This window comes from Bradyrhizobium sp. WCU1, from assembly GCF_053474805.1.
Genome location: NZ_CM130280.1, coordinates 6,831,643 through 6,847,930 on the forward strand (window position 1 = coordinate 6,831,643; position 16,288 = coordinate 6,847,930).

At 64.3% G+C, this 16,288-nt stretch carries 16 protein-coding genes; 13 read left to right on the plus strand and 3 right to left on the minus strand.

Annotated features, from left to right (window positions below; translation table 11 throughout):
* Positions 1-16 precede the first annotated feature (16 nt).
* Positions 17-658 carry a DUF6151 family protein gene (locus tag ACTUWL_RS32030; protein ID WP_021078380.1) on the plus strand — a complete coding sequence of 214 codons (642 nt, stop codon included), beginning with the start codon at positions 17-19 and terminating at the stop codon, positions 656-658.
* Position 659: 1 nt separating this feature from the next.
* On the opposite strand, the gene hemB is transcribed toward ACTUWL_RS32030, so the two are convergent.
* On the minus strand, positions 660-1,724 hold the full coding sequence (hemB, locus tag ACTUWL_RS32035) for a porphobilinogen synthase (RefSeq protein WP_021078381.1): 1,065 nt from the start codon (positions 1,722-1,724) through the stop codon (positions 660-662).
* A 184-nt stretch (positions 1,725-1,908) separates the two neighbouring features.
* On the opposite strand from hemB, the gene ACTUWL_RS32040 reads away from it, so the two are divergent.
* The 4 genes from ACTUWL_RS32040 (at position 1,909) to ACTUWL_RS32055 (ending at position 4,220) form a co-directional block, all read left to right on the plus strand.
* Complete coding sequence (locus ACTUWL_RS32040) at positions 1,909-2,370, plus strand: DUF6163 family protein (RefSeq protein WP_021078382.1); 462 nt, start codon at positions 1,909-1,911, stop codon at positions 2,368-2,370.
* A 658-nt stretch (positions 2,371-3,028) separates the two neighbouring features.
* Positions 3,029-3,547, plus strand: coding sequence for a transcriptional regulator LdtR (ldtR, locus tag ACTUWL_RS32045; protein WP_018271925.1), 519 nt, complete (start codon positions 3,029-3,031; stop codon positions 3,545-3,547).
* A 200-nt stretch (positions 3,548-3,747) separates the two neighbouring features.
* Complete coding sequence (locus tag ACTUWL_RS32050) at positions 3,748-3,978, plus strand: hypothetical protein (protein ID WP_021078383.1); 231 nt, start codon at positions 3,748-3,750, stop codon at positions 3,976-3,978.
* 20 nt (positions 3,979-3,998) lie between these two features.
* Positions 3,999-4,220: a hypothetical protein gene (locus ACTUWL_RS32055; protein ID WP_021078384.1), complete on the plus strand. Its 222-nt coding sequence runs from the start codon at positions 3,999-4,001 to the stop codon at positions 4,218-4,220.
* A 56-nt stretch (positions 4,221-4,276) separates the two neighbouring features.
* Here the strand turns inward: ACTUWL_RS32055 and ACTUWL_RS32060 are convergent, their stop codons facing one another.
* Positions 4,277-5,209: a hypothetical protein gene (locus tag ACTUWL_RS32060; RefSeq protein WP_146160359.1), complete on the minus strand. Its 933-nt coding sequence runs from the start codon at positions 5,207-5,209 to the stop codon at positions 4,277-4,279.
* A gap of 102 nt (positions 5,210-5,311) precedes the next feature.
* Here ACTUWL_RS32060 and ACTUWL_RS32065 point away from each other — a divergent pair, with 102 nt between their 5' ends.
* The 8 genes from ACTUWL_RS32065 (at position 5,312) to ACTUWL_RS32100 (ending at position 13,376) form a co-directional block, all read left to right on the plus strand.
* On the plus strand, positions 5,312-5,590 hold the full coding sequence (locus tag ACTUWL_RS32065) for a metal/formaldehyde-sensitive transcriptional repressor (protein ID WP_021078386.1): 279 nt from the start codon (positions 5,312-5,314) through the stop codon (positions 5,588-5,590).
* Between the two features lie 15 nt (positions 5,591-5,605).
* On the plus strand, positions 5,606-6,868 hold the full coding sequence (dmeF, locus tag ACTUWL_RS32070) for a CDF family Co(II)/Ni(II) efflux transporter DmeF (protein WP_021078387.1): 1,263 nt from the start codon (positions 5,606-5,608) through the stop codon (positions 6,866-6,868).
* A gap of 369 nt (positions 6,869-7,237) precedes the next feature.
* Positions 7,238-8,206 (plus strand): Bug family tripartite tricarboxylate transporter substrate binding protein, encoded by a 969-nt coding sequence (locus ACTUWL_RS32075; protein ID WP_021078388.1) that lies wholly within the window; start codon positions 7,238-7,240, stop codon positions 8,204-8,206.
* Positions 8,203-8,691 (plus strand): tripartite tricarboxylate transporter TctB family protein, encoded by a 489-nt coding sequence (locus ACTUWL_RS32080; RefSeq protein WP_021078389.1) that lies wholly within the window; start codon positions 8,203-8,205, stop codon positions 8,689-8,691. The genes ACTUWL_RS32075 and ACTUWL_RS32080 overlap by 4 nt, the downstream gene beginning before the upstream one ends.
* Entirely contained in the window at positions 8,691-10,190 is a 1,500-nt protein-coding gene (locus ACTUWL_RS32085; RefSeq protein ID WP_035650950.1) for a tripartite tricarboxylate transporter permease, read from the plus strand. Before ACTUWL_RS32080 ends, ACTUWL_RS32085 begins: the two co-directional genes overlap by 1 nt.
* A gap of 121 nt (positions 10,191-10,311) precedes the next feature.
* On the plus strand, positions 10,312-10,593 hold the full coding sequence (locus ACTUWL_RS32090) for a hypothetical protein (protein ID WP_021078391.1): 282 nt from the start codon (positions 10,312-10,314) through the stop codon (positions 10,591-10,593).
* 132 nt (positions 10,594-10,725) lie between these two features.
* Positions 10,726-11,109, plus strand: a complete 384-nt coding sequence (locus tag ACTUWL_RS32095; RefSeq protein WP_021078392.1) for a DUF2946 domain-containing protein — start codon at positions 10,726-10,728, stop codon at positions 11,107-11,109.
* A 53-nt stretch (positions 11,110-11,162) separates the two neighbouring features.
* The gene (locus tag ACTUWL_RS32100; RefSeq protein ID WP_106940196.1) at positions 11,163-13,376 is read left to right on the plus strand and encodes a TonB-dependent receptor family protein; all 2,214 of its coding nucleotides are present in this window, start codon (positions 11,163-11,165) and stop codon (positions 13,374-13,376) included.
* A 236-nt stretch (positions 13,377-13,612) separates the two neighbouring features.
* Here ACTUWL_RS32100 and ACTUWL_RS32105 read toward each other — a convergent pair whose 3' ends face one another.
* Positions 13,613-15,892: a TonB-dependent siderophore receptor gene (locus tag ACTUWL_RS32105; RefSeq protein ID WP_021079068.1), complete on the minus strand. Its 2,280-nt coding sequence runs from the start codon at positions 15,890-15,892 to the stop codon at positions 13,613-13,615.
* Between the last annotated feature and the right edge of the window lie 396 nt (positions 15,893-16,288).

The following is a 16,288-nucleotide window of genomic DNA, read 5'->3' on the forward strand; positions in this document are numbered from 1 at the left end:
AAGCCGAGAGGAACCCATGAGCACACGGATCGGGCTGCGCTGCAGGTGCGGAGAGGTTTTCGGTGTCGTCTCGAACCCGTCGCCCCAATCGGCCAATCGCGTGACCTGTTACTGCGACGACTGCCAGGCGTTCATGCACCAGCTAGGCCGCGCCGATCTGCTCGACGCACATGGCGGCACCGACATCGTCCAGATCGCGCCGTCGTCGCTGAGTTTCGTGCAGGGCCAGGACAAGATTGCGGGCGTGCGGCTGACGCCGAAGGGCCTGTTCCGCTGGCACACGACGTGCTGCAACACGCCGGTCGGCAATACGCTAAGGCCATCGGTCCCGTTCGTCGGAATTGTCGCGCAGGCGTTCGACGGCGGCGCGCTGCGCGCCGATGAAGCGTTCGGCAAGCCGATCGGCGCGATCCAAGGGAAATACGCGGTCGGCGAGGCGCCAAAGGGCTCGACCGGATTGAACCTGGGGCTGATCGCGCGCGCCATTGGCAGGGTGCTGGGCTGGCGCCTGCGCGGAAAGGCGTGGCCGCATCCGTTCTTCAGGCGCGAGACCGGTGAGCCGATCTATCCGCTAACCGTGCTGTCGCAGCAGCAGCGCGACGCCCTGCGTCCGCTGTGCGGCCCGCATCCGACAGCACCGGCCGCGGGCCAGACCTAGTCTAGGATTCCGCCTTGATCTTCTCGGCGGCCTTCGGCGCGAAATAGGTCAGGATGCCGTCGGCGCCGGCGCGCTTGAAGCCGACCAGACTTTCCATCATGGCGCGCTCGCCGTCGATCCAGCCATTGGCGGCGGCGCCCGCGATCATCGCGTATTCGCCGGACACCTGGTACACGAAGGTCGGCATCGCGAAATGGTCCTTCACGCGGCGGACGATGTCGAGATAGGGCATGCCGGGTTTGACCATCACCATGTCGGCGCCCTCGGCGATGTCGAGTTCGACCTCGCGCAGCGCCTCGTCGGAATTGGCGCTGTCCATCTGGTAGGTGCGCTTGTCGCCGGTCAGCGTCTTGGCCGAGCCGATCGCGTCGCGGAACGGGCCGTAGAACGCGGAGGCGTATTTCGCGGCATACGACATGATCTGCACGTCGCCGAAGCCGTTGTCGTCGAGCGCCTCGCGGATCGCGCCGATGCGGCCGTCCATCATGTCCGACGGCGCGATCACGTCGCAGCCGGCCTCGGCCTGGGTCAGCGCCTGCTTGACCAGCACCGCGACCGTCTCGTCGTTGAGGATCTTGCCATCCTCGATCAGTCCGTCATGGCCATGGCTGGTGAAGGGATCGAGCGCGACGTCGCAGAGCACGCCGATGTCGGGAAACTCTTTCTTGATCGCGCGCACCGCCTGGCAGACCAGATTGTCGGGATTGAGCGCCTCCGAGCCTTGCTCGTCGCGCAACGCCGGCTCGGTGAAGGGAAACAGTGCGATGCAGGGGATGTTGAGTTTTGCGGCGCGCTCGGCGTCGCGCACGATCTGGTCGACGGTGAGCCGGTCGACGCCGGGCATCGAGGCCACCGGCGTGCGGGTGTTATGGCCATCGACCACGAACATCGGCCAGATCAGGTCGTCGGTGGTCAGCACGTTCTCGCGCACCAGCCGGCGCGCCCATTCCGACTTGCGATTGCGGCGCATGCGGATCGCAAGGTCCAGCGAGGGCGAGGCGAGGGCATCGGTCTGGCGCCGCGGCGTGTCGCGCAATTCGATCGGGCGCCCGAATTTGATCGCCATGTTGTCTTCTCCCCGGGGACGGCTGGTCTGGACCTGATATAAGTCTACTCCTAGCATCTCGCAGGGGCGCCGTCATTGCGCCCCAAGCGACCTTGATTTGCCGCAACGGCAATTGATTTTGCGTCCCCGGCGGGCCAAGACTGCGCCATGAACCCCATTTTGCAGCTGCCATGCGGCGATTCGGATGTCTGACACCTCGACACGCGATCAGGCCCGGGACAACGCCATCTCGGTGAGCGCGATCTCGTCGGACCGGATCGAGCCGGACGACAATGCGTGGACGCGGCGTCTCGTCATCTTCCTGCGCATCATGGCCGTCGTTTCGGTCGCCAAGGGCCTCTATCACTGGGCCCAGGTGACCGGCTTCGTCGGCGGCGAGGAGGAGGCCTTCGAGAACCAGTCGATGGCCTGGCAGACCGCCACGATCTATTTTGCCGTCATCGAGCTCGTCGCCGCTGTCGGCCTCTGGCTCGCGACGCCGTGGGGCGCCGTGGTCTGGCTGACCACCGTGGTGTCGATGGCGGTCATCGAGCTGATGTTTCCTGCCATCTATGGCGGCAGCCTCACCGTGGTCGGGCTCGAGGCCGTGATGCTTGCGGCCTATCTCGCGCTGGCCTGGATGTCGGCGCGCGAACGCCCGCCATAGCCCACGCACCACGCCGGCCTGATGCTGTTGCCCGGCTGCGACAGGGCGACAGATTGCAGTCGGCGGCCGCCGATTCAAGACAGTCGTGCCCGCAACGAGAAGACAGCTTCGCCGGTTCTGCAGGTGGACGCGACAGAGATCGCATCCCTATCGAGGCGCCCCGTCCCGGGAGCACTCCACGGGACCTGCCGTCGGGATCCATTGCTCCGGATCTTGGTGCGTGTGCCGACCGGCTTTGCGCGGGCCGACGGCGGAACCGGTCTCACCCGCAGCCGATGCTGGCGGCTTGCGCGTATCGCGCGCGTCCCGCCGCGATGCGCTCCGATAAAATTTTCAAAGAATTTTCCGGTAACCGATCGGTCACCGTAAAGGGTTCCCTCACACTCGTTACGCCGTCGTTTCGAATTCAGACGATGCTGTTTCCGAATGTGACAGGAGGCGCAGACGAAGCGTGAACAGCAGCCTCGCACCGTCAATGAAAAGTTGCGAAAAGCCCTTGATCCATGGGCTTAATCCACGATTCACTGTCTTAAATTCATGATCTCTTTATTCTCTTATTTAAGCGGATATTCAAACGGCCCCCTTACGTTGGACCTATCAGGCGGGACACAAGTTTCGTCGAATAAAGTCGATAAAAACGACAAACAGGGGAAGTGTCATGATGAAAGCCGTTGCGACAACGGCGGCGGATGCCGCTGATCGCGCTACCGGTCAAGCTCCGGTGCAGCCGCTCTATCTCGAAGCCCTGACTTTGGTGGAGCGGCTGCATCGCCGGCTCCTCGACGTCATCAAGGACGAATTCGATCGTCGCGGCCGCGCCGACATCAACTCGGTGCAGGCACTGCTCCTGTACAATATCGGTGACAAGGAACTGACCGCCGGCGAGTTGCGCACCCGAGGCTACTATCTCGGCTCCAACGTCTCCTACAATCTGAAGAAGCTCGTCGAGCTAGGCTTCCTCGATCATCAGCGCTCGCGCGTCGATCGCCGCTCGGTGCGTATCCGTCTGACCCCGCAGGGCCAGGAAGTCCGCAAGATCGTCGATGCGCTCTATCAGAAGCACGTCAAGACGGTGGAGCAGGTCGGTGGCATCTCGAACGAGGAGTTCGCGAGCCTCAACAAGTCACTGCATCGCCTCGAGCGCTTCTGGACCGACCAGATCCTGTATCGCCTCTGAGCTTTCCTCTTTTCGCCTGATGGCCAAGCCGGCCGCTTGAGAAGACCGGCAGCCTCCCTCCAGTTCAGTTCTTGCTCTCAACGCATCGGTCATGCCCGGCCGATGCGTTTTTCATGCTGCATGTGCGAAAATATATCGGCCCAGTGAGGAACCAACGTGTTCCCCGTGCTTTATCCCGTCTCCCAACAGAGAGACAGGACATGCTGGTCGAGCGCGGGATTGAGGCGCTGAATGTCGAGGTGGTCGGTGACGCCTACGCGATCGCCTCGAACTATCTGCGCAAATCCGGCGCCATTCCTGACACTTTCGCCACCAATGAGCGCCTGCTCGGCATCATCGTGAAGCTGTTCCAGCGCGGTGAGCAGAACCGGCTCCGCCTCGCCAACAAGGCGATCGCGAAGTTCGAGGCCGAGACGCTGGTGGTCGCCTGAGCGTCAACCCGGAGACTTCAATGGAAGCCGCTATCGATCGCATCATGCAGACATACGATCTGCTGCTCAATCGCACGTCCGCCGCAAGCGACGAAGCGCGGGCGAAGGTGACGGAGTACGTGCAGACGCTGTTCGAGGCGGGCGAGCGCGATACCCATCGGTTGACGGTGTGCGGGCTGACCTATCTGCGCCAGCTCGACGGCAGCACCGACCATGTCAAGGCCGGCTATACCGGGCTGTAGGTGGCACGGGCGCGCCTCCGGTCATGATCGGACGGCGCCCCAGCCGCGGACTGCTGTCACCATGCGGTTTGGTTGTTCGCGGGGTGATCCTTCAACAGCGGCTTGCCGAACAGCGACGGCACGAGGTCGTCCAGGAAAAGCAGTAGTTGTGCCCGGAAGCCCGGGCCGGTCCCGCCGAGGCGATTGAGCGGGATGATCGCTTCCGCCGAGGCCTGCCATGTGACTGCCACATAGGCGATGCCGGGATTTGCAGTTGCTGCCGTCTGTTGGCCGCGAGGGCTATCGAACCTGAACTCGACAAGCGGCACCCATTGGTTCAGCGGCTCCTCCCTGGGCGGTCCGCCGTTGAAGCGGCTCGTCAGGTAGAGGGTGCTGTACTGGATCGAGAAACCCCAATGCAGCGTTTCGACGGCCGGCGAGGGCACGGTGTTGAAGCCACCAGTCACGAGATTGGGTGCGAGTGCCATGCCGCCGGTGCCGATCGGGACTTCATCGACGACGGCGGCGGTGACGGCGAATGGCCGTAGCCACGCAAGCGAGTCGGGCAGGTCGCCGAACCCCTTGCCGAAGAAGATGCCCGGCTGGATCGTGTCGGGAGCATCGGCACCGATCGCGACCGAGCCGGAGTGACCGATGCCCCACGCGAGTCCGATCGAGATCAGCGCCTCGTGACGGTTGTCGCGATAGGCCTCGTATTTGAGACCGATGCTGGTCTTGTCGAAACCCGAGGTGCGGCCGGTCGGCCAGGTCTGATGGACCCAGGCGCTGTCGATCGTGAAGGCGAGCGTCGGCGTGAGCAGGCGGGCAAAGGACGCGTTGATCCGGTTCTCGACGGCGTCGCTGCCCTGTGCCGGATAACCGAGATAGTTGAAGTTCGGCAGGATCAGCTCGTCAGCGACGGCGGGGTCGTCGAAGGTCATGGTGCCGGCGAAATAGCGGTTGCCGGCGATGCCGTGCGCCTGCGCGGACTGCGTCCAAAGCATCGGCAAGAGCAGCAGCGCTCGACTCCGAAGCGGTATCGACTTCACGAACATGCGCCCGCCCGCATTTGCAGCTTGATCAATATAGGGTACCCCCCTATACTAGATGTCATGTCGCACACCATCAAGCACAAATCCAAGCTCATCGGCCGCATCCGGCGCATCAAGGGGCAGATCGAGGCGGTCGAGCGCGCGCTGGAATCCGAGATCGGTTGCGCCGACGTGCTGATGCTCGTCGCATCGGTGCGAGGTGCCGTGAATGGACTGACGGCCGAGCTTCTCGAAGATCACATTCGCCATCACGTCGTCGATCCGGCGCATGAAAAAGACGCGGAGCGAGCCAGAGGCGCCGCCGACCTGATCGACATCGTACGGACATACCTGAAGTAGCGAACGAGGATTACTATGAGCGATGCCAGTGGCGCGGCCTTTCCGGGTCTTCACAGCCATGTTTTCCTTTCTGGTGACCACCAGAAAAGCGAACGCAAAACCTGGGCGGTGATCTGGCTCTGCAGCGCGATGATGATCGCCGAAATTGTCGGCGGTTGGTTGTTTGGATCGATTGCGCTGGTTGCTGACGGACTTCACATGAGCACCCATGCGGGTGCCCTGTTGCTCGCGGCGCTTGCTTATACCTATGCCCGGAAATATGCCGATGATCCGCGGTTCAGCTTTGGGACCGGCAAGCTCGGAGATCTAGCCGGGTTCACCAGCGCTATTATCCTGGCGATGATCGCGCTGTTGATCGGCTATGAAGCGGTCAGCCGCCTCTTTGCCCCGGTTCCGATCCATTTCGCCGAAGCGATACCTGTTGCGGTCCTCGGCCTTGCCGTCAACGTCGCCAGCGCGTGGCTGCTCAGTGGCGGAGACCATCATCATGACCACGGACATGGACACGGACACCACGCCCATCATGATGAAGAGGAGAGCCATCGGCTTGCAACCGGTGAGGGTGATGTGGTCCTCGAGGTGTTCGAGGACGGTGTGCCGCCGCGCTTCCGGCTTCGTGCAGAAGGTGCCACTGTGCTTCGCGCCGCGACTGTTTCGATCGAGACCGTGCGTCCGGACGGCGCCCGGCAAATCTTTGCGCTCAGGGATTGCGGCGACTACCTCGAATCCATTGATGAGATTCCCGAGCCGCACGCTTTCAGCGCCAACGTCAGGCTTGGCGAGCAGACCTACCCCGTACAATTCGAGGAGCATGAGCACGCGCATGGATCGACGGCGCGAGATCACAACATGCGTGCCGCTGTCATCCATGTTCTGGCGGATGCCGCGGTATCGGTGCTGGTCATCGCCGGCCTTCTGCTTGCGCGCGCCTTCGGCTGGCTCTGGATGGACCCGTTGGCGGGACTTATCGGCGCGTTCGTGATTGCCAGCTGGTCGTTCGGCCTCATTCGCGACACCGGTGCTATCCTGCTCGACATGAATCCCGATCGTCGCATGGCTGACAACCTCAAGCGTTCGATCGAGAATGATGGCGATCGGCTCACGGACCTTCACCTCTGGCGACTGGGGCCCGGTCATCTCGGGGCCATCCTCTCCGTGGTGACTGCGACGGAGCGGAGTGAGCAATACTACCGGGCCAAGGTGGCGCGGTTCCGGTCGCTCTCGCACCTGACCATTGAAGTCAGACGCATCGATCCGTCGGCAACAGGCGTTGCTTGATTTCGCTTCGAGCAAAACACGGCACCTTCAGGCTGCGCCGGCAGTCCGCGTGAGCGCATGAAGCGTGGCATGGCGCGGACAAGGTCTCGGACTGCCCGGTCCGCGCAGACATCTCTCACCATTGGTAAAGCTGAACCGCTGGCAATCGAGCGGAGGTGCGCTTGCCACCAAGGTGCGACAATTTGCGCGCGCGCTCGCGCGTCGTCCGTCTTGCCGAAATCTGTGGCGAATGGTCGCTAAGGGCGACCAGACCTCGCACCGTCGAGCGATTCCTTTAGGAGGTTCGCTTCCCGGTTGACGCTTGCGCCACGTGACCGGATGCGGCCAATGATCAATCGGCTGCCTCTCCAAAATCCAGGAGGAAGCCCCATGATCTCGTCCCGCATGCGCCTGTTCGGCGCGGTCGTCGCGCTGCTTGTCGGGGTAGGTGGTGCGGCCTCCGCGCAGCAGCTCGAGCTCAAGCTGATGGCGCCGGCTGCGCCCGGCGGCGGCTGGGATCAGACCGCGCGTTCGATGCAGCAGGCGCTGGTCGCGGCCGGTGTCGCGCGCAGCGTCCAGGTCACCAACGTTCCCGGCGCTGGCGGCAGCGTCGGCATCGCGCAATTCGTCAACGGCGCCAAGGGCGACGGCAGCCAGATGATGGTCAACGGCTTCGTCATGGTGGGCGCGCTCGCCATGAACAAGTCGCCGGTGACGCTGGACCAGGTGACGCCGATCGCACGCCTCACCGAGGAGATTCAGGTCATCGTGGTGCCGGCCAATTCGCCGCTGAAGACGGCGCAGGATCTCGCCGCGGCGGTCAAGGCCGACATCGCCAAGGTGACCTTTGCGGGCGGCTCGGCCGGCGGCGTCGATCATGTGATGGCGGCGCTGTTCGCGGGCACGGTCGGCGCCGATGCCAAGAAGATCAACTACATTCCGTTCTCCGGCGGCGGTGAGTCGCTTGCCGCGATTCTCGGCGGTAAGGTCACGGCCGGCATTTCCGGTCTCAGCGAATACGAGGGCCAGATCAAGGCCGGCAAGCTGCGCGCGCTCGGCCTGACCTCGGCGCAGCGCCTGCCCGGCGTCGACATCCCGACCTTCAAGGAGCAGGGCATCGATCTCGTGCTCGCGAACTGGCGCTCGGTGGTCGCACCTCCCGGCATCTCGCCGGAGCAGCGCAAGGTGCTGAGCGACGCCGTCGAGAAGATGGTGAAGTCCGACGCCTGGAAGGAGATCCTGAAGCAGAAGGGCTGGGATGACGCCTATCTTGGCGGCGATGCCTTCGCCGATTTCCTGAAGACGGAGATCGCGCGTGTCACCGAGGTGCTGAAGTCGGTCGGCCTCGTCAAGTCATGACATCGGACAGCGCTCCCGAGCAAGCCAGCCGGCGCATCGACCGCGCCGGCGTCGTGATTGCGGCCGCGCTGGCTGTGCTCGCAGCCGTGCTGGTGTGGGATGCAAGCAAGCTGCCGTCCACCACGATGTACGGCATGGGGCCGGAGGCGATGCCGGTCGTCATCGCGATCGGTCTCGTCATCCTGGCGGTCGGCAATCTGATCGATGCGCTGCGCGGCACATTGCCGGCGCGGGAGAGCATGGATCCGAAGCCGGTGTGGCTGATCATCTGCGGCCTTGCGCTGCTGATCGCCATCATCGGCTGCGGTGGCGGCTTCATCCTCGCCACCTCGGCGCTGTTCGTCACCACATCGGCCGCGTTCGGCCGCCGCGCTGTCGCGGCCGACACGGTGATCGCGCTCGTGATCACGACACTGATTTATCTGGCATTCGACAAGCTGTTGACGCTGAGCCTTCCCGCCGGCCCGCTGGAGCGACTGCTGTGATGGACACGTTCGCCGCGCTGGCGCATGGCATGGCGGTCGCCATGCAGCCGATGAATCTGCTCTACGCCCTGATCGGCGTGTTCCTGGGCACCGCGGTCGGCGTGTTGCCGGGCATCGGACCGGCGCTGACGGTCGCGCTGCTGCTGCCGGTGACCTACAAGCTCGATCCCGGCGGCTCGCTGATCATGTTCGCCGGCATCTACTACGGCGGCATGTATGGCGGATCGACCACCGCGATCCTGATCAACACCCCGGGCGAGAGCGCCTCGATGGCGACCGCGCTCGAGGGCAACAAGATGGCCAAGGCCGGCCGCGGTGGCCCGGCGCTGGCGACCTCGGCGATCGGCTCGTTCGTGGCCGGCACCATTGCCACCATCGGCCTCGCGTTCCTCGCGCCATGGCTGGTCGACTTCGCCGTCAGGTTCGGGCCCGAGGATTATTTCGCGCTGATGTGCGTCGCCTTCGTCACGGTGTCGGCGACCTTCGGCGACTCGCCGGTCCGCGGGCTGACCAGCCTGTTCATTGGACTGACGCTCGGCCTTGTCGGCATCGACAAGCTCACCGGGCAGGCGCGGCTTGCCTTCGGCATCCCTGAACTGCTCGACGGCGTCGAGGTGACGACGCTTGCGGTCGGCCTGTTCGCGGTGGGGGAGGCGCTCTATGTCGCCTCGCGCCGCCATCATGCCGAGGAGAAGCTCGAGGCGGTGCGCGGCTCGTTGTGGATGACGCGCGAGGATTGGCGGCGGTCGTGGATGCCGTGGTTGCGCGGCACGCTGTTCGGCTTTCCGATCGGCGCGCTGCCGGCCGGCGGCGCCGAGATCCCGACCTTCCTGTCCTATTCCACCGAGCGGCGGCTGACCAAACATCCGGAGGAGTTCGGCAAGGGCGCGATCGAGGGTGTCGCGGGGCCGGAGGCCGCCAACAATGCGTCGGCCGCCGGCACGCTGGTGCCGCTGCTGACGCTCGGGCTGCCGACCTCGGCCACCGCGGCGATGATGCTGGCGGGCTTCCAGCAATACGGCCTCAACCCGGGGCCGCTGCTGTTCGCCGAGCGGCCGGACCTGGTGTGGGGCCTGATCGCGAGCCTGTTCATCGCCAACGGCATGCTGCTGGTGCTCAACCTGCCGCTGGTGGGCTTGTGGGTACGGCTGCTCGCGATCCCGCAGCCCTGGCTCTATGCCGGCATCCTGGTGTTCGCGACCATGGGCACGATCGCGGCCAAGCCGTCGGTCGTCGAATTGTCGATGCTGGCGGCGTTCGGCGTGATGGGCTTTCTGATGCGGCGGTTCGATTTCCCGATCGCGCCGGTCGTGATCGGATTGATCCTCGGACCGATCGCCGAGAGCCAGCTGCGCCGCGCGCTCGCGATCAGCCTCGGCGATCCGATGGTGCTGCTGCAAAGCCCGATGTCGGCAACGCTGCTCGGCATTGCGGTGATCGCGTTGCTCGCGCCGTTCGTTCTCAAGGGACTCGGGCGGTTCAAGGCCAACGAGGATTAGGCCACGGCTCGACGCTGCCAAACATTCGCGTGATCCGGAAATATCCGGACCGCAGTCCCGGTCTTCCGTTCAGCAACGTAGATGCCTCGCCCGCGCGAGGCTCGATCAAGGCGGCTGAACAATGAGGACCACATACCTTCTGGCGGCGGTCCTGCTGATGCCAACGCTCGCGATCCAGGCCATTGCCCACGAACGAACCGGCAAGGGCAGCGATCGCGCGCATGTCGGCAGCGGGCTGACAATCGGCGGCGGATTGCAAGGTGACGGGATCGTCGGTCGTCAGATCGCGGCGCCGCCATGGAGTGCGGCCTGCATGAATGACGTAGGCCCACAACGATGCGACGAGCCGATGTGGGTCTATGGCAGCCCGGACTATGTCGCACAGTTCAGGAGTGCATTCTGACGTCGGTCCCGCGGCCGATGGGACAATCGGTCATATGGCCCGCCTGCAACACCCCCGCACGATCGGTTGAATCCGCCGTCGCCGCGTTTTGACTCGCCGATGCGCTGTGATACGCGTGAGGCGGGGTATGACATGAGGCGGTTCGTTCTCAGGCAGCGTGTGGGCAGGGCGGCGGCATTTGTCGCGGCCTATGCGCTTGTCCTCAACGTCATCCTCTCGAGTCTGCTCGTCGCCGGCATATCGCCTGCAGCCGCCGCAGCCGGCCAGATCCTCTGCATCAACAGCGCCGATCCCGGCGTGGCCCATGATGACGCCGGCAAGAGCGGGCGCGGCGGCGCGATCCACTGTCCGCTGTGCATCGGTCATCACGTCACCGGCGCGCTACCGCCGCCGGCGTTCGCGTTTGGAGCGCGGCTGCCGATCGCGCTCACGACGGTCCGTGCATTCGAGGTGCGGTTCGTCGCACGTTTCCGATCCTATGATCATCAATCCCGCGGGCCTCCGACACTGACCTGACCGCCGGCGCTTCGGCGCCCCTTCGTTCGTCAGATCAAATCCGGAGTCCTGTCATGTCATCCGCATCCGCGCGGCTGCGCGCCTGTGCGCTCGCCGGCGCTGCCGCAGCATTCATTTCGCCTGCCAACGCTCAATCCACATCGCAATCGACGCTGCCGTCCGTCACGGTGGACGCGCCCCGGCCACGGCGCGACGCATCGGTGCGTCCGCAGCGGCGCGCCGCGCGTAGCGCGCCGGCGCGGGCCGCGCGCGGTCCTGCCGCCCCGGCGCAAGCGGCCGCGGGGGAGGGCGGCGGCACCCGTGCCGCACTCGCCGTGCTGTCGGCGCAGCAGGCGCTCAAGGAGATCAACAACACGCCCGGCGGCGTCGCGCTGGTGCCGGCCGAGGCCTATCGCAACTCCACCGTGGCCAACACGATCAAGGACATCCTCGATTATGTCCCTGGCGTGTTCGCGCAGCCGAAATGGGGCGACGATACGCGGCTGTCGATCCGCGGCTCCGGCCTGTCGCGCAATTTCCATCTGCGCGGCATCCAGCTCTACATGGACGGCATTCCGATCAACACTTCGGACGGCTACGGCGATTTCCAGGAGGTCGACCCGACCGCCTATAAATATGTCGAGGTCTACAAGGGCGGCAACGCGCTGCAGTTCGGCGCCAATTCACTCGGCGGCGCGATCAATTTCGTCACGCCGACCGGGCGCGATCCGAATCCGAACGGCGCATCGTTCGACTTCGGCGCCTTCAACACCAGGCGGCTGCAGGTCAATGCCGGCGGCGCGAACGGGCCGTGGGATGGCTTCGCCACCGCGTCCACGCAGGCCTCCGACGGCTTCCGCGATCACAGTTTCGGCTCGAGCAACAAGCTCAGCGCCAATGTCGGCTACCAGATCTCGCCCGACGTCGAGACGAGGTTTTACCTGAACGCCAACGAGGTGCGCCAGCGCATCCCGGGCAGCGTCGACCGGACGACGGCGCTGACGTCACCGACCACGGCGGCCGCCGTCAATGTCGCCAATGATTGGCAGCGCAACATCGACACGGTGCGGATCGCCAACAAGACGACTATCCGCCTCGACGACACCCAGCTCGAATTCGGAGCCTTCGGCGTCGACCGGCATTTGATGCATCCGATCTTCCAGTGGCTCGACTATCGCTACAAGGACTATGGCGGCTTCGCGAAGCTGACCGACGATCGCGTCATCGGCGGCTTCCACAACCGGTTGATCGCCGGCGTCAACATCCTCAACGGCACCATCGATGCCCAGCAATTCGTCAATGTCGGCGGCTTCAAGGGCGCGCAGACGTCGTCATTGCGGCAGACGCCGGAGAACTATTCGGCATTCGCGGAGAATTCGTTCTACTTCCTGCCCAACGTCGCCTTCGTCGCCGGTACGCAATACCTGTTCGCGGTGCGCGACCAGCACGTCAACTTCTCGACCAATGGCGACCTCAACGGCCGCAGCAGTTTCAGCCTGTGGAGCCCCAAGACCGGCCTGCTCTGGCAGGTCGATCCGAGCTGGCAGGTGTTCGGCAACGTCTCGCGCAGCGCGGAGGTACCGAGCTTCGGCGAGAGCGTCAGCCCGAATTTCCTCAATCCGTCCCTGCCGAACATCCCGTTCTTTTCGATCAAGCCGCAGACCGCGACGACCTATGAGGTCGGCACCCGCATGAAGCGGCCGGACTACGCCTGGGAGGTCACGCTCTATCGCTCCGAGATCGACAACGAGCTGCTGTGTCTCTACAGCGCGTTCGGCAATTGCAACGTCACCAACGCCAACAAGACGGTGCACCAGGGGATCGAGGCCGGCGCGGGCGCGGCGATTTTCCGCGACATCTTCGTGAGCGGAGCGGCGCCGGACAAGATCTGGCTCAACATCGCCTATACGCTGAACGATTTCCGCTTCGACAATGATCCGGTGTTCGGCAACAACCAGCTGCCGGGCGCGCCGCGCCAATTCGTGCGGGCCGAGCTGCTCTACAAGCATCCGACCGGGCTTTATGCCGGACCCAATCTGGAATGGGTGCCGCAGGCCTATTTCGTCGACAGCGCCAACACGCTGATGACGTCGGCTTACGCGATCTGGGGCTTCAAGGCGGGATTCGACAATGGCGGTCCGGTGTCGGGCTATGTCGAGGCACGCAATATCGCCAACAAGGCCTATATCGCGAGCGCCAGCATCATCGACCGTGCCAATGCGGCGTCACCGCTGTTCGAGCCGGGAACGGGCAGGGCGTTCTATGCCGGGCTGCGCTATCGATGGTGAGAGGACGCCGATCGGCATCCGTCGGAGACCTTGCATGTAAAAGGCCCGCTCCGGGGCTCGCATTTCGGAGCGGGCCAGTCTGGGCGCGGCAAAGCGTTGCCGCGGCGCGAACCTAGCGCGGCATGCTGACACCACCCTGACGGCGGTCAAAAAGCCGCGGTGAAACCAGAGAGGCGACTGAACGCCGCCTCCCTGGCTCGATGATGGTTTTGTGAACGGAACGCCTTGCGGCGTGCTCACCATTTGTAGGCGAGGCTCGCCGTAATGCGCCGGCGATCACCGTAGTAGCAGGAGCCGATCGTGGCGCAGCTTGCGACGTAGATCTTGTCGGTGACGTTCACGACATTGAGCGCGGCGCGCCAATTGTTGTCCCATTCATAGTGCAGAGCGAGGTCGCCGAGCACGACCCCCGGAACGCGCGCGGTGTTCGCGGTATCGGCGAACGATGAGCCGACATAGCGCACGCCGCCGCCGAAGCCGAAGCCGGTGAGCGGGCCCTCGCGGAAGGTGTAGTCGGTCCAGACCGAGGCGAGCTCCCGCGGCGCGTTGGTGGGCACGGTGCCGATCAGCGCGGGATTGAGATCCTTGCTGACGAACAGCTCGTAATTGGTGTAGCTCGCCACCAGCTTGAAATCGCGCGTGATGTTGGCGACCGCCTCGAGCTCGACACCGCGCGAGGTGACCTCGCCGTTCTGGGTCTGGAACAGCGTATTGTTCGGGTCCGTCGTCAGGGCGTTCTTGCGCTTGAGATCGAAATAAGCGACGCCAAACCGCGCATTGAGTCCGACCGGCTCGTACTTCACGCCGATTTCGGTCTGCTCGGAGGTTTCCGGCAGCAGCAATTGGCCGGCGGCCGTGGTGCCGATCACCGGATTGTAGCCGGTCATGTAGGAGACGTAGGGCGCGACGCCGCTGTCGAAATTGTAGATCGCGCCGACGCGTCCGGAGAACTTGCTGTCGTCGCGGGCCTGATCGGCGCCGATCCGGTTGTTGTTGGTGAGATCGACAAAGTCCTGGCGACCCGACAGCACGACGGTGAGGCGGTCGAGCTTGACCTGATCCTGCAGATAGAGCCCGGCCATGCCCTGGGTGAGATAGGCGTTCTGATACAGCGCGCCGGTGAATGGCGTGTTGTTGCCGTAGACCGGATTGAGCGCGTTGAGGTTGGTGCCCATGCCGAAGCCCTGGCGATCGTCGATGCCGTAATATTTCAGGTCGACGCCGACCAGCGCGGTGTGCTGCAGCGCGCCGGTCGCGAAGCGATATTCGAGCTGATTGTCGAGGTTGAGCTGGGTGGCGATGCCGCGGGTGTAGAAATTGCCGCGCATGATGTCGGCCGCAGCAGGCGTCGTCGCATAGCCGAGCCCGTAGAGGCCGGCATAGTAGACATCGACATGAGCCATGCGCGCGTTCTGGCGGAAGTCGATGTTGTCGGTCACGCTCTTCTGGAACTGGTAGCCGACCATCTGCTGGTCGCGGCGGAACTGGTCGACACCGGGATCGCCGGAGAACAGGCTGGTCGGAATTTTGCCGAACGGCGCGTTGGTGACGGTGCCGACATAGGGCAGGAAGTTCTCGGCCCTCGTATTGCTGTGCGAGGCCATGCCGAACACGGTGAGGCTGGTGTCGGCGTCGGGCCGCCAGGTCACCGACGGGGCGAAGAAGAAATTGTTGTCGTAGACGTAGTCGGTCTGGGTGCCGCCGCCCTGGGCTTGGCCGACCAGGCGATACTGCACCTGCCCGCCGCCGGGCTGTGCCGTCGCGCCGCCGATGTCGAACTGGGTATAGGCGTTGCCGAAATTATTGACGCCGGTCTCGATGTAGCGAATGGGCTCGGCTGACGGCAGCTTGCTCACCGCGTTGACGAGCCCGCCCGGCGCCGAGCCGCCATACAGGATACCGGAGGGACCGCGCAGCACCTCGACGCGCTCGAGGTTGAAGGGTTGCAGCTTCCAGCTGGCATAGGAGGTGTAGAACATCTGCAGGCCGTCAAGGAACAGCGACTCGTTCTGCGCGGGGAAGCCGCGGATCATGAACCAGTCGTTGCGGAAATCGGCGCCATAGGTGCCGCCGATCACGCCCGGCGTGTAGCGCAGCACCTCATCGAACTTGCCGACGATCTTCTGGTCGCGGATCTGTTCGGCGCTGATCACTGTCACCGATTGCGGGGTCTGGACGATCGGCGTGCTGGTCTTGGTGCCGGTTGAACTCTGTCGTGCCAGATAGCCGGTGACCGGACCGTTGGCGCGCTCGTGTCCGGCCCCTCCGCCGGCAGCTGGCTGCGCGGCTTGTGGCTGTGCTCCCACTGGCGCGGTCGTGGCGCGGCGCGCGGCGCTCCGCGCGCGGGTGGTCCGCTGCGAAGGCTGCTGCGATCGCGCCGCTTGCCGGTGCGGGGGCGCATCGACCGTCACGGACGGCAATTGCGTCTGCGCAAAGACCTCGTCCGCACTGGCAACCGAAAGCATCACCAAAGCCGAAGCAGCAAACCGCTGCGGCCGAATCCATCCGTCCGTCATTCAACGCCCCCGAAGAGAATTTTCTCCGGCGTCGTTATCACGGTGATTTTCGCAAACAGCCCGCGCGCGCTTAGAAGCTATCGAAGCCGTGCGTAAAGCGCGCGGGTGTGACTGAGCGACAACGGAGTACGACGGGCAATTGCACGCGTCGCGTGAGACGTTTGAATCGATCAAGTGTCGAACGATTCAAGAATCGAACGATTCAAAATTCGTGGCGCGTGTCGTCGTCTCGTGACTCGATACATCGCGATTGAACGCGCGACGATCGAGAGCGTCGCAAGTTGCGCGATTCTGTTCTCGCGAAGTGCGGGGCAACGAATGCCTCCAGCCTCGCCCATGTGTGATCGGGAAGGGGCCGGTCACGGTCCATTCGACGGTCGCGGCTTGCCGCGCCAG

What these genes read in the sequence shown, in the direction of transcription:
- ACTUWL_RS32030 (WP_021078380.1), top strand. Translation starts at nt 17, where the DNA reads ATGAGCACACGGATCGGGCTGCGCTGCAGGTGCGGAGAGGTTTTCGGT.
- hemB (WP_021078381.1), bottom strand. Translation starts at nt 1,724, where the DNA reads ATGGCGATCAAATTCGGGCGCCCGATCGAATTGCGCGACACGCCGCGG.
- ACTUWL_RS32040 (WP_021078382.1), top strand. Translation starts at nt 1,909, where the DNA reads ATGTCTGACACCTCGACACGCGATCAGGCCCGGGACAACGCCATCTCG.
- ldtR (WP_018271925.1), top strand. Translation starts at nt 3,029, where the DNA reads ATGATGAAAGCCGTTGCGACAACGGCGGCGGATGCCGCTGATCGCGCT.
- ACTUWL_RS32050 (WP_021078383.1), top strand. Translation starts at nt 3,748, where the DNA reads ATGCTGGTCGAGCGCGGGATTGAGGCGCTGAATGTCGAGGTGGTCGGT.
- ACTUWL_RS32055 (WP_021078384.1), top strand. Translation starts at nt 3,999, where the DNA reads ATGGAAGCCGCTATCGATCGCATCATGCAGACATACGATCTGCTGCTC.
- ACTUWL_RS32065 (WP_021078386.1), top strand. Translation starts at nt 5,312, where the DNA reads ATGTCGCACACCATCAAGCACAAATCCAAGCTCATCGGCCGCATCCGG.
- dmeF (WP_021078387.1), top strand. Translation starts at nt 5,606, where the DNA reads ATGAGCGATGCCAGTGGCGCGGCCTTTCCGGGTCTTCACAGCCATGTT.
- ACTUWL_RS32075 (WP_021078388.1), top strand. Translation starts at nt 7,238, where the DNA reads ATGATCTCGTCCCGCATGCGCCTGTTCGGCGCGGTCGTCGCGCTGCTT.
- ACTUWL_RS32080 (WP_021078389.1), top strand. Translation starts at nt 8,203, where the DNA reads ATGACATCGGACAGCGCTCCCGAGCAAGCCAGCCGGCGCATCGACCGC.
- ACTUWL_RS32085 (WP_035650950.1), top strand. Translation starts at nt 8,691, where the DNA reads ATGGACACGTTCGCCGCGCTGGCGCATGGCATGGCGGTCGCCATGCAG.
- ACTUWL_RS32090 (WP_021078391.1), top strand. Translation starts at nt 10,312, where the DNA reads ATGAGGACCACATACCTTCTGGCGGCGGTCCTGCTGATGCCAACGCTC.
- ACTUWL_RS32095 (WP_021078392.1), top strand. Translation starts at nt 10,726, where the DNA reads ATGAGGCGGTTCGTTCTCAGGCAGCGTGTGGGCAGGGCGGCGGCATTT.
- ACTUWL_RS32100 (WP_106940196.1), top strand. Translation starts at nt 11,163, where the DNA reads ATGTCATCCGCATCCGCGCGGCTGCGCGCCTGTGCGCTCGCCGGCGCT.
- ACTUWL_RS32105 (WP_021079068.1), bottom strand. Translation starts at nt 15,892, where the DNA reads ATGACGGACGGATGGATTCGGCCGCAGCGGTTTGCTGCTTCGGCTTTG.